Genomic DNA, 12025 nt, shown 5'->3' on the forward strand with positions numbered 1-12025 from the left:
CGCGGGGGGCGCCGGGGGGGGGGGGGGGGGGGGGGGGGGGGGGGGGGGGGGGGGGGGGGGGGGGGGGGGGGGCCCGGGCCCCCCCCCCCCCCCCCCCCCCCCCCCCCCCCCCCCCCGCCGCTGCGGACGCCCCCGGTCAGGTGCCCGGCTGGACGAACTCGGGCTGGTCGAGCAGGCGCAGCCAGCTGCCGTCCGGTTGCCGCCGGACGACCTGGGCGCGGGCCCCGGCCCCGTCCTTCGGCGGCGTCGAGGTGAGCGCGATGTCCCCGCTGACCAACGTCGGCAGCGGCTCCTCGGGCTCGAAGTGGGGCCGGTTGGTCAGCACCTTCTCCCACAGCTCGCGGATCGCCTCCCGGCCCACGGTACGACCGCCGGGAGGATAGGCCATCACGGCGTCCTCCTCGTAGAGCGCGGCGACTCCGGCCGCGTCACCGGCGTTGGATCGCTCGACGAAGAGCCGGGTGATGTCCTCGGGCCGCATCGCCTTCTCGTACTCCGGCATGTTTCTCCTCACGTTTCCGCGCCTAACATCTTCATTCTGCCGACATGTCGGACCGGTTGCAGCCTTTCTCCCAACCGGGCCCAATCATGCAGCACCACCAGTGCGGCACTCCACAGTAGAGGTGATTTTCAGCGCGCTATAACCGTTGGTTCTGGACTCCAGTGCGGATCGCTCTTGGACATTTCGGTCTTCCCCGCCGCGAATCAAACTCGCGGGCCGTGCTGTGGCCGAACTCCTGAAGGTAATCAGTCTGTAGGCGGCAGCCACCGCCGCATCCTGTGTGGTCCACACAACCTCAGGCTCGACGGTGGCTGCTCACTGTCGACGGACAAAACCACACCGGCACAGCAGGTCAGAACGGTTCTCCTGCTAGAGTGCTAGCCCTATCCGGTTCCCGGGACGAGCGGTTTTGCCATTTATTCTAGCCGATCGTTGCTCGGCATCGACTCGCCCCCAGGTCAACAGCGGTCGAGCGTCAGCGCCAACCGCACTAATTAGTCGGCGGAAACGGCGTGACCAGAACTACTGGTGGAAAAGACGCGACGCTGATCGCGCTCGCCCTCGGCTCTGGCCAACCGGAACCGCCAGTCCTCGCCGCTCGGAGAATCCCGGCATGGTGTTGCATTTCGGTATTGTCACATCCGTCCACCATCGTCGTTACGTTCGCCCTTCGCCAAACGCCAGAGTTCATCTCTCCGTGACGATCCGACTATCGTGAGTAAAAATTCGCGAAGAAGGAGAGGACCTCTCATGCCGTTGTCAGTGGCGGAACTCGCGGCGCTCGGAAACACACCGATCACGATCCTGTCGACGACCTTTCCGAACGTGTATCTGCGCATGGACGGCACCGGGGTGACGACCTGGAACGGGTCTGGCAGTGGGGTCGTCAACTGCCAATTTGGCGCGGGACCCTACGAGGTTTTCAAGGTTCTCCCGCAGGCCGACGGCTCGTTCGCCTTCGCGTCGGCGACCTTTTCGAACGTGTATCTGCGCATGGATGCCGCCGAGTTGCCGCAGATCCCCGGGGGGCCGGGCGGTGGGACCGTCAACTGCCAGGTCCACGTGGGTACCCACGAGACGTTCAAGCTTCTCCCGCAGGCAGGTGGCTCGTTCTCCTTCGAGTCGACGTTGTTTCCGAATTCGTTTCTGCGCCTGGTCGGCTTCGGGGTGACGGCCTCCACCAACGGTGGCGGTGGGGTAGTCAACTGCCAGTTCGGCGCCCCGGGTGGCGATCACGAAAAGTTCTTTCTCAACGTGGCCGCCTAGCCACGGACCCGTCAAGTCCCTGGAATGCCTTGACTAAACGGCCCTGACCGGGCATAAGTGGTGTAGCGGCGGGCGCGCGTCGGTCACGGGGACGACGGCCGCGATCATGGCGGCCGTGGCGACGCTCGTGGCCGCGTCGGCCGCCAGGAGACGCTTTCTCAAGGGTTCCTTTCGTGCGCGACGGGTGCTCATGCCGTCACGAAGGCTCGGGGGACGCGGGCTACGCGGTGACGGACAACTCGACGATCTCCGCGTCGCCGGTGGTCCAGCCGGGCACAGCCACCGCGATGTACCGCGCGGACAACGGCCCGCTGAAGATGCTGTAGGTGGCGCCGTCGGTCGAAGTCTCGACGCGCACGGCACGGCGGGTGCCGCTGGTCCAGGCCAGCGACACGGCCGCGACGGTGCGTGACGCGCCTAGATCCACGACCATCCGCCCGTTCGGGCCGGGGCGCCAGGAGGTACCAGGGTTGCCGTCGACGGCGTGCGACGGTTCGCCCATGCCTGCGGGTAGCGGCGAGGTGGGGAAGGTGGTGCGGCCGCGAGCCAGGTCGGTGGTGGGGGTGACCGGCCCGTTGACCGGCTTGGTGAAACTCCGGGTCGCGCCTGCGGGTACCTGCGCCTGCGCCGACCAGGACCCGGCGGTCAGGCGAACGTCGATGGCGGCGCCTGCCGGTGCGGTGACCGTGACGTTGTGCGAGTCGGCGACCGAGAATCGGGCGCCGGTCGGTGCGCGGCCGGTCACGGTGAACCGGGCGGGCCGTACGGCGCCGCCGCCGGCGGGTACCGAAGCGGTCAGGTCCAGGCCGCCGTCGGCGCGGACAACGGACACCCCGCGGTAGAGCCGGTCGCCGCGCGGCAGGGTCAGGACCGCGCCGTTGACGGCAGTGGGGGAGAGGTTGAGCAGGGTGAGGTACCCGTCGGCGTCGCTGACGCGCAGGGTGGCCGGCCCGCCGGTGGGTAGCCGCCTGGCCGCCGCGGCGGCCAGGTCCGTTCCGGCACCGCTGTAGCCCTCGATGAGGGTGGCGGGCGGGATGGTGATCCGCGTCGGTGACGCAGTGATCGGGCCGGTGGCGCCGTGCGTGACAAGGCCGGCGCGGCCGTCGATGCCGGCCCAGGCGCCCAGTGTCGCGGTCGAGGGCGCGGCGACCGCGGTGGTCCAGGTGGTGCCGTTGGTCGAGGTCTGCACGAGGTACGAGGTGGCGTACGCGGCCTCCCAGGTGAGAGTGACGCCGGTGAGCTGGACGGTAGCGCCGAGGTCGACGGCGAGCCAGCTGTCGGCGCGGCTGCGGTCCTCGCGGGAGACCGCCCAGCGAGTGGTGGCGTTGCCGTCGACGGCGTTCGTGGCCGGATAGGCCGGGTCGGCCGACGACGCGGTGACGGTACGGCCGCGAGCCCGGTCGGTGCCGGTGGCGTCGAACGCCTCGAAGGCGAACAGGGAGTAGCCGTACTGCCCGGACGCGGACTGGCCGAGGAACCGGACGTGTCTGGCGCTGCGGGCGGTGAAGGTGATCCTGTCGGTGCCGCCGTCACCGAGCCCGGCAGGGGGTGTCACGGTGCCTGCCGGGCCGGTGAAGGTCCGGGAGCCGTCGAGGCCGGGGACGCCGGGCATGGTCAGGTTGAACAGGGTCAGTGACGACGGGCCGGGGCCGCTGTAGACGACGGTGCCGGTCGGGAGGGTGGCGTATCCGGCCCACCCGGCGGCGGTCTGCAGCACGGTGGCGGTGGAGTCGACGCCGTCGCGGGCGGCGGTGTAGGCGGCCGTCCACTGCCGCATCGGCGGCGCGGTCTGTGCGGGCAGGAATGCGGGTGCCCGGGTGTCGATCAGCCAGTTGTCGTGGCCGGGCTGCCACAGGAACCGGACCTGACCGGGTTTGGTGACGGCGGCAGCAAAGCCGGTGGTGCTCTGATGCGCGGTCAGGCCGACGGCTGTGCCGAAGAACCGGGTTCCGGCGGCGGCGGTGAAGAACTCGGCGCTGGTCACCGGCTGTACCGGCGTTGTCCGCCAGCGGTGGAACAGGAACGCGATGGCAAGCTCGGCGCGGGCCTCCGGCTCGTACTTCTCCTCGCCGCTGAACTTCGTGAGCCGGTTCTCCGGCGCGTACCGCAGGTAGGGCATCAGCCGCGCCGCCAGGTCCGCCTCGGCGCGGGCGGCGTGCCGGTCGCCCTGGACCTGGGCGAGGAACGCCAGAGGTAGCACATCACGGCCGTACAGGTGGTAGCGGTCGGCGACCATCGGCATGACCGGCTCGCCGGCGTCGCTGGCCAGCAGCCGCAGGGTTGCCCACAGTTCCCGCCCGTTGGGCTGGCGGGTCAGCACCTGGGGCAACGGCCGGCCGGCGGCGAGGAAGTGCGCGGCGGCCCGCCCGGCGGTGCGCCACAGTTCGGCCTGGTAGTGCGGGTTCACCGACTCGTGGTTCTCCACCACGAACGTGTCGTGCAGGTTGTGCGCGACGTTCCAGGCGCTGACCGGGCGGCCGTCGATCACGGCCGGGTTGGCGCGGTCGGCGGCGGGCAGCCCGCTGGCGTTGGCCGCCCAGAACACGAACCGCTCCTGCCAGCGGCTCGCCTCGGCGTCACCGGCCGGAGCCCACGCCAGGCCGGGCGCGATGGCCTGCGCGTAGACGCCCATCTCCTCGAGTTTGGTGTCGCCGCGGTACCCGCCGGCGCTGCCGTTCGGGGTCCAGGAGCCGCTGAGCGGGTCGTTGCCGGTGCCCAGCCCGTACGCGTAGGCGGCCTGCCCGCGTGCGATCGCGTCGACGTTCGACCGGGTGGCGGCGTCTAGCTCCGCCCACAGCAGCCGGGCGGCGAGCACGAAGTACAACTCGAACGTCGAGTCCCAGAACAGCCGTCGGCCCCACTCGGTGCCACCGGCGAGCCGGTTCGTCGCGGCGAACCGGGTGATCGTGGCGAGCGTTTGTCCGCGCAGGACGGCCGCGTCGACACCGGCCAGACCGGCGTCGTAGCCGTCGGTGGTGAGCAGCACTGCGTTGCCGAGGACGGCAGCGAACCGGAAATCCGCGGCCCGGTACGCGCCGATCGCCGGGTCCCACTGCTGCTGCACCCACCGGGTGTGCACGAGCAGCAGGCGGTGATACTCGTCCGCGACCGGGTCCGCCGCCAGACTCACGTCCAGGGCGAATGCGGGAACGGGCAGGGCAAGTGCGCCGCCGGCGGCACCGGCCAGAGCAAGCAGGGCTCTACGGGTGAGCATAGACGGCACTCTCTCCAAGAGTGCTTGCGCAAGTCAATAGTTAGGAAACTTTCATGAACGGAAATCTTTTCGGCGGCGGTAGCCGAGTGCTCGTTCTCAGGCCGAACACACCTCGACAGACCACAGCGAACAGCCGTATCGGGGGTTGGCCCGGACGGTGCCGCACACCCTGACATAGCGCACGTTCGCGGCAATGGGGATGAGTTGTGCGCCGCCGGCGCTGTTCGCCGTGCTGTGCACCGTAGTCCAGTTCTGGTCATCGCCAGACACGTCGATGGTGAACGCCTTGGCGCTGGAAGCCTCCCAGCGCAGCAGGACCGGGCCGATCGACTTGGCACCGCCGAGGTCCACTCTGATCCACTGCGGGTCTGAGTACTCGGAGCCCCAGCGAGTGGCAGTGTTGCCGTCGGTGACGTTTGCTGCAGCGACGTCCGGCGCCTTGACTGAGAAGGCCGTGACCGGCCGGCCGAGCGCAAGGTCCGGCGGACCTTCCACCTCGATGCCCCACAACGCAATGCCCGTGACAGCGCGGCGGCCGGGATGAAGCCCACACTGCGCCCGGCCACCGCGCCGGGCGAGGATCGCAACGAGATCAAGACCCGCCGTTGCAACGCCCTGATGGCTTGGCTGGGCTGATCGGGGTGCTCCGTGGGTGCTCGGACGTCGGGGAACTGGCCCGGCCAGGCTGGACCAGGCCGGATTTCGACGGGTTCGTAGCCGCCGAGGGAACGGCAGGTTCCGACGACCGTGGCGCGGCGACCGGTGCCCTCGGCTGAGGCGGTCCCAGACGTCGGACCGCAGCTCAGTGACCGCGACGGGCCCTATGGGCTGGGCGAGTGGATGGGCTGCCGGCAGCACGATCTTCAGTGGCTCTTCGAGCAGGAGCGTGAAGCGCAGCCCGGCCAGGCGGGGCCCGCCGGCCTGGTCACTGAATCGACAGCTGGACCCGGCGGCCGAGAGGCGGGCCGCGCTCACGTCATGCAAGTCCGCCGATTAAGCACCGGGTTCCGGCCACCGGGTCCGACAATAAGCACATGCAGGCTCGATTCAGGGAGCAGTGATGGCACGTAGGAGAAACTCTGCCGTCCGGCAAGCGCTCGTTCTTGCCTTTGCGGCTGGGGCGCTGAGCGGCGCAGTGAGCACGCTGACCCTGCGCCGGCGCTACCGTGCCGACGGCATCTGGTCGGAAGATGTCCACGGTCCCCTCATGGGGGACGCCGCCGGGCCGCTGGGCGAGACCAGTGTCCCGCCCCTCGGGGGACGAATCGACGCTCCCCCGCAGGGATCAGTCGGCATGCCGGCGACCAACAGAGGCTGACACCGTCGGTTCTGGGCAGTGCCACCGGCCGGCCGGCCATCGTGAGCGCTTCAGGTATCAAAGAGATGAGGGTTTTGATGGCCGAACGTCCCGGCAGCGGTCCCGGCGCCGCTTCTGCTGACACGCCGGTCGCTGAGCTGGTGCAGCGCGCCACGGAGCAGATCACGCGGCTGGTGCGCGACGAGTTGACGATGGCACGGGCGGAGATGACCGCGAAGGGCAAACGGGCGGGCGTCGGCGCGGGGTGGCTCGGCGGAGGCGCCATGCTCGGTCTCTACGCCGGCGGTGCTGCCGTCGCCACGCTCGTGTTGGCGCTGGGAGCGGTCATGCCCGACGTGCTGGCCGCCCTGATCGTCACCGTAGGTCTGGCCATCGCCGCCGCGATCGCGGGGCAGCGCGGTAAGAAGCAGGTGACCAAGGCCATGCCCGCCATGCCGACGGCGACCCGGGACAGCGTGCGCGCGGACGCCGAGACGGTACGCGGCGCGGCGAGTCGGAGGCAGCCATGACGGCGGGGAGCGGTGACCTGGACAAGACCCGACAGGACATTCAACAGACCCGCGCGGAGCTCGGCGAGACCGTTGCCGCCCTGGCCACCAAGACCGAGGTCAAGACCCGTTTGCGCGCCAAGGCAACCACCGCGGCCGGCGGACTCCGGCAGCGCCTCACCCAGGCCGGGCAGTCGGCGAAGACCACAGCGACCCAACTGGCCCGCACGGTGAGCCAGAAGGCCTCCCAGCGCATCAAGCCCGTCGCGCAGAAAGCCCAAAAGGCCACCACCGCGGTAGGCGGCGCGGCGAAAGCCGGCGCGCAGACCACCGGTAAAGCGGAGTCGACCCTGGTCACCACCGCCCGCGCGGCGGCAACGAAGATCGGCAGCTCGGTACGCGGGAAACCGCTACCGGTTCTCGCCGCCGCCGGCACCGCGGCCACCCTCGCGGTCGTCGTCTACCGACGCCGTCGGCCCCGATGACCAGCAGCCCGGCGGCGAGCAACTCGGCGGTCTGCCCCGCCCTCACCAATCTCCTGTAGCGACAGGAGCTACCGCTGTTGGGCCCCTGACCGTCACCACCGTGGCGGCTGAGCTCCGGGATATTAGGTCTCACAGGATGTCTCGTAACTCGGTGGAGGCGTTGCCCTGTAACGGTGCTGGTGTCCTCCCGCGAGGATGATGTTGTGAAGGTGGGCGATGCCGGATGCGGTGTCGGCCACTGTGTGGGCGGCTCGGCGGTAGTCGCGCAGGATCTTGAAGCACTTCATGCGGGCCAGGGCGTGTTCGACCTACGTCCGGACGGTGCGGTGCTGCTTGTTCAGGCCCACGTTCCACTCGGGTAAGTCGCTGCCGTCGGCGGGCTTGCGCTACGGGATGATCACCTCGGGGTTGCCGCGGTAGGCGCCGTCGGCCATGACTGGCCTTCCGGCCAGTTTCTGGTCGATTCCAGAGGTGCGGTGGACGATGGTGTCGTTGCGGTTGCCGGGTTGGGGGTCGCCGAGTGCGACGACGAGGCGGGTGTGGGCGTTGATGGCGACCTGCAGGTTTGCGTGAAGGTGGAGTACGGACTTCTCCAAGACTGATGCCGGAGCCAGTTGCTCTGCGTGTGTGCAGTGGCTGCGCCACAGGGCTGCGCTCGCCACGGACAAGATTGTTACGATGGTGACAAGGTTTGATCCCACGCTTGCCCACCGGTCGGCCCGCTCCAGGCCTTGACTCGTGAGAAAGCAGACGATGAGGCCGACGGTGCACGCCACGATAGCGACCGTCCATGTGGCCCGTTTCTCATGGCTACCCTGGTGGCCGATCTGACGGCATCGGAGTGCCAGCACCGCTGGCCGGTGTTCGCGCCGGCCGCGGTGCTCGCCGGGGTCCGAGCGGTGTTCGCGTTGCCACTACGGATCGGCGGGATCCGTGTGGGTGTCCTGGACCTGTACCGGGCCCGCGCCGGTGACCTCGGGGCGGAGCAACTGGCCGACGCACTGGTCCTGGCGGATACGGCCTCCGCGGTGCTGCTGGACGACGCGGCGCGCCGCGCGGGGTGGACCGGGACGATCAGCGGCTCGAGAGGACCGGCTTGCAGCACCCCGAGGTGCATCAGGCACCCGACATGATCACGGTCCAGTGGGGGGTGACCGACGGCGGTGGCGTTCACCCGGTTACGCGCCTACGCGTACTCCCAGGACCGGCGCCTCCCGGATGTGGCAGCTGACATCGTCGCCCGGCGCTTGCGTCTCTCGAACCGGCGGGGACGCCTGGTGGCCGAGAGGGGTGAACGAGAAGGTCGATGCGAGGGCTGCGAGTTGCGGACCACCCCGTCGGGCGACCGGCGGAACCCTGAATGACAAGGTGACTGACATGGCCGAGACCCAGCTAGCCGACGTATTCGTCGAGATGGCCGACACTCTCGTCGACGACTTCGACGTGATCGAGTTCCTGCACGTGCTGACCGAGAGGTGTGTCGAGTTGCTGGGTGTGTCGGCGGCCGGTCTGCTCCTGACCGACCAGCGGGACACGCTGCAGGTGGTCGCAGCCTCCTCCGAACGCACCCGACTGCTGGAGCTGTTCCAGCTCCAGACCGACCAGGGACCCTGCCTCGACTGCTTCCGTACCGGCCAACCGGTGTCGGTGACCAACCTGCCTACCGCCGATCGTTGGCCGAGGTTCACCGCCGCCGCGGCCGAGGTCGGCTTCGCCGCGGTGCACGCCCTGCCCATGCGGCTGCGCTCCGAGGTCATCGGCGCGCTGAACCTCTTCGACGTCCGGCCGGGGCCCTCGACACGGGCAAGCTCCGCATCGGTCAGGCACTCGCCGACGTCGCCACCATCGGACTGCTGCAACAGCGCGCCATCCACCGGCGCGACATCCTCACCGAACAGCTGCAGACCGCGCTGAACAGCCGAGTCCTGATCGAGCAGGCCAAGGGGGTCCTGGCCGAACGCCTCCAGGTGGATGTGGGCGAAGCGTTCGCGCTGCTGCGCGACGGCGCCCGCAGCCGCAACCTGCGGCTGTCCGACCTGTCCCAGGCGATCGTCGACGGCTCCGAGCAGCTCGCGCCGAAACCGGCCGTGAACCGGCCGGGCTGACGGCGCAGCGAGCTTCCGGGCACGCGGCTGCCGGGGGTGTCGATCGGGGAGATGAAGGCGTACGGTGGTCGTGTCGCCCGGGTCCCCGGTGGCCGCCAGTCTTGCCGCCACCAGCCCGTTAGGGGCATCGAACAATGGTCACCCCCATTGCGACAGCGACGGCCGTATCCCCTCCGCCGACTCCGACCGCGACCAGCGAACAACTGTTGCGACGACGTGCGTCTCTGACCCGCGACGACCCCGACCGTGCGCGGCTGCGAACCCGGATCATCGAGGCCAATCTGCCGATGGCCGGTCGACTGGCCCGCCGCTACGCCGGCCGCGGCGAGCCTTACGAGGACCTCGCGCAGGTCGGCGCGCTCGCCCTGATCAAGGCCGTCGACGGCTACGACACCGAGCGGGGGGCAGCGTTCGCCAGCTACGCCGTCCCGAGCATCCTCGGGGCCATCCGGCGGCACTTCCGCGATACGGCCTGGGCGATCCGGGTGCCCCGTGCGGCCCAGGAACTGACTGCCCGGGTGCCCGTCGCCAGAGGCGAACTCGGGCAGCAACGGGGTCGCCAACCGACTGACGGAGAGCTCGCCGACCACCTGGAGGTGACCGTCACCCAGCTCATTGCCGCCCTCGCCGCCGCCGAGGTCTACCGGTTGCCGTCGCTGAACGAGCTTCAGCCCCGGACCGACGGCATCGAGCGCATCGCGCTCATCGGCGCCGTCGATCCGGGATACGAAGCCGTGGACGACCATCTGACACTCCGGCTGGTCCTCGCGGCTCTTCCCCCGCGCGAGCGTCAGATCCTGGCCATGCGGTTCTACGGCGACCTGACCCAGGCGCAGATCGCCACCCGGGTGGGGCTGTCACAGATGTACGTCTCCCGGCTGCTGAAGCGCTCCCTGGCGCAGCTCAGAGCCGGGATGCTCCGATGACCGGTCGTCGTCCCGGACCGCTGGGCAATCCCGGGCCGGACCGTTGAGATCACCAGGAGAGGAAGTCATGGCCGTTCGTCCGATCGCCGCGACCGGGTCCGCTCCGCTCGCCGGCGGGAAGTCCGGCCCTCGACATTCGGGGTACGGCTCCGGCGGGCCGTCAACGGCCGCGCGCTGCGCATGCGGGTGTTCCTCCTGGTGACCGTCCTTCTCCTGCCCCTGGTGCTGAGCACGGTGTTCGCTCACCGCCGACCCGTCCCGGGGGCACCGCACTGACGCCCCGCACGGCGGGAAGGGCCGACGTAGCCCAGGGTTGTCGCAAACTCGACGATCTCCGCGCACTGCGGCTCCCGCCCGGCCGGCTCCGTCTTGACCAGCGCGTCCACACCGCTAACCGGTGACCATGACCACCCCGAACGGCTTCACGAGGGAGCACACGATGAGGATCGCCAGGCACCGGATCGTCAGCACGCTGCGCGAGCGCGGCCAGCAGGCCAGGGCCGACTGGGTCGAGCGGGAACTGCCGGAGCGGGTCGACCCCGGTAAGCACGTCGGGTTGCTCGCCACCCTGCGTCTCGACCCGGCGGACCTCGCCGGCGCGCAGTCCCCGTGAGGGTGGCGCTGCTCGGACCGGTCGCCTGGCGGACACCCCCACACCACTACGGCCCCTGGGAGCAGGTCACCGGTCTGCTCGCCGAAGGGCTGGTCAACCGTGGCGTGGACGTGACCCTCTTCGCGACGCTGGACTCCGTCACCTCGGCCACCCTTGACGGCGTGTGCCCCCGGGGGTACGCCGACGATCCGGGCCTGGACGGCCGGGTGTGGGAGGCGATGCACGTCTCCCACGCGATGGCCCGCTCCGGGCAGTTCGATCTGGTGCACAACCACCTCGACTGGCTGCCGCTGGCCTTCGCCGAACACTGCCGAGCTCCGCTGCTCACCACCGTCCACGGCTTCTCCGGCTCGGGCATCCTCCCCGCGTACGGCAGGGCCCGCTCGTCCTACGTGTCGATCTCCGACGCCGACCGGAGCGCGGAGCTCGACTACGTCGCCACGGTGCACCACGGTGTCGACCTCACCGGGCTGCCGTTCACCCGCGACGCCGGCCCCGGACTGGCCGTTCTCGGCCGGATCCACCCCGACAAGGGCATCCACACCGCCATCGAGATCGCCCGCCGCGCCGGCCGCCCGCTGACCATCTGCGGCATCGTGCAGGACGAACGGTACTTCGCCGAGCAGGTGGCCCCGCACATCGACGGGGACCAAGTCGTCTTCCTCGGCTCGGTCGGCCCCCGCCGACGTGCGGGGGTCCTGGGCTCGAGCACCGCCCTGCTGCACCCGATCGCCTTCGACGAGCCGTTCGGACTGTCCGTGGTCGAGTCGATGGCCTGCGGCACGCCGGTCGTCGCGTACAAGCGGGGGTCCATGCCGGAGATCGTCGACGAAGGCGTGACGGGACATCTCGTCACCACCGTCGACCAGGCCGTCGACGCCGTCACCCGGGTCGCCGCCCTCGACCGGGCGAACTGCCGGGAGCGGGCCCGCCAGCGCTTCGGCGCGGACCGGATGGTCACCGACTACCTGGCTGTCTACGACAAGCTCATCCGTCGGCAGCAGCCCTGAACCGACCGAGCGACCGTCGGTTCCCGACCACACACGCCCCGGGCGTATGCCGCCCATGAATCCGTTCCGTCGGCCACACACGCTGGCCGACGTGCGCC

12 protein-coding genes and 1 pseudogene are annotated in these 12025 nt (G+C 70.1%); 9 read left to right on the forward strand and 4 right to left on the reverse strand.

Translation table 11 applies throughout. The features are described 5' to 3' along the window. Window positions 1-136 precede the first annotated feature (136 nt). On the reverse strand, window positions 137-481 hold the full coding sequence (locus tag ACIBJE_RS22770) for a YybH family protein (RefSeq protein WP_396751569.1): 345 nt from the start codon (window positions 479-481) through the stop codon (window positions 137-139). A 771-nt stretch (window positions 482-1252) separates the two neighbouring features. Between ACIBJE_RS22770 and ACIBJE_RS22775 the strand changes: the two genes are divergently transcribed. Next, the gene (locus tag ACIBJE_RS22775; RefSeq protein ID WP_396751376.1) at window positions 1253-1768 is read left to right on the forward strand and encodes a fascin domain-containing protein; all 516 of its coding nucleotides are present in this window, start codon (window positions 1253-1255) and stop codon (window positions 1766-1768) included. Window positions 1769-1988: 220 nt separating this feature from the next. On the opposite strand, the gene ACIBJE_RS22780 is transcribed toward ACIBJE_RS22775, so the two are convergent. After that, on the reverse strand, window positions 1989-4982 hold the full coding sequence (locus ACIBJE_RS22780) for a discoidin domain-containing protein (RefSeq protein WP_396751377.1): 2994 nt from the start codon (window positions 4980-4982) through the stop codon (window positions 1989-1991). Window positions 4983-5078: 96 nt separating this feature from the next. Then, window positions 5079-5492 (reverse strand): discoidin domain-containing protein, encoded by a 414-nt coding sequence (locus ACIBJE_RS22785; protein ID WP_396751379.1) that lies wholly within the window; start codon window positions 5490-5492, stop codon window positions 5079-5081. Between the two features lie 885 nt (window positions 5493-6377). Here ACIBJE_RS22785 and ACIBJE_RS22790 point away from each other — a divergent pair. Then, window positions 6378-6809: a phage holin family protein gene (locus ACIBJE_RS22790; protein WP_396751571.1), complete on the forward strand. Its 432-nt coding sequence runs from the start codon at window positions 6378-6380 to the stop codon at window positions 6807-6809. Beyond that, a complete protein-coding gene (locus tag ACIBJE_RS22795; protein ID WP_396751381.1) occupies window positions 6806-7273 on the forward strand; it encodes a DUF3618 domain-containing protein in 468 nt (155 codons plus the stop codon). Before ACIBJE_RS22790 ends, ACIBJE_RS22795 begins: the two co-directional genes overlap by 4 nt. 185 nt (window positions 7274-7458) lie before the next feature. Here the strand turns inward: ACIBJE_RS22795 and ACIBJE_RS22800 are convergent. Continuing rightward, window positions 7459-7839 (reverse strand): annotated as a pseudogene (locus tag ACIBJE_RS22800) (transposase family protein); the annotation flags it as partial. Between the two features lie 252 nt (window positions 7840-8091). Here ACIBJE_RS22800 and ACIBJE_RS22805 point away from each other — a divergent pair. From ACIBJE_RS22805 to ACIBJE_RS22830, 6 genes are all read left to right on the forward strand, one after another. Continuing rightward, window positions 8092-8406 carry a hypothetical protein gene (locus tag ACIBJE_RS22805; protein WP_396751383.1) on the forward strand — a complete coding sequence of 105 codons (315 nt, stop codon included), beginning with the start codon at window positions 8092-8094 and terminating at the stop codon, window positions 8404-8406. A 157-nt stretch (window positions 8407-8563) separates the two neighbouring features. After that, window positions 8564-9187 (forward strand): GAF domain-containing protein, encoded by a 624-nt coding sequence (locus tag ACIBJE_RS22810; protein ID WP_396751385.1) that lies wholly within the window; start codon window positions 8564-8566, stop codon window positions 9185-9187. 35 nt (window positions 9188-9222) lie between these two features. Next, on the forward strand, window positions 9223-9378 hold the full coding sequence (locus ACIBJE_RS22815) for an ANTAR domain-containing protein (protein ID WP_396751573.1): 156 nt from the start codon (window positions 9223-9225) through the stop codon (window positions 9376-9378). 134 nt (window positions 9379-9512) lie between these two features. Continuing rightward, window positions 9513-10304: a SigB/SigF/SigG family RNA polymerase sigma factor gene (locus ACIBJE_RS22820; RefSeq protein ID WP_396751387.1), complete on the forward strand. Its 792-nt coding sequence runs from the start codon at window positions 9513-9515 to the stop codon at window positions 10302-10304. A gap of 439 nt (window positions 10305-10743) precedes the next feature. Next, window positions 10744-10917, forward strand: a complete 174-nt coding sequence (locus ACIBJE_RS22825; protein WP_396751389.1) for a hypothetical protein — start codon at window positions 10744-10746, stop codon at window positions 10915-10917. Next, complete coding sequence (locus ACIBJE_RS22830) at window positions 10914-11927, forward strand: glycosyltransferase family 4 protein (protein ID WP_396751391.1); 1014 nt, start codon at window positions 10914-10916, stop codon at window positions 11925-11927. The genes ACIBJE_RS22825 and ACIBJE_RS22830 overlap by 4 nt, the downstream gene beginning before the upstream one ends. Window positions 11928-12025: the final 98 nt, after the last annotated feature.

It is taken from the genome of Micromonospora sp. NPDC050187, from assembly GCF_044459745.1.
Classification (GTDB): domain Bacteria; phylum Actinomycetota; class Actinomycetes; order Mycobacteriales; family Micromonosporaceae; genus Micromonospora.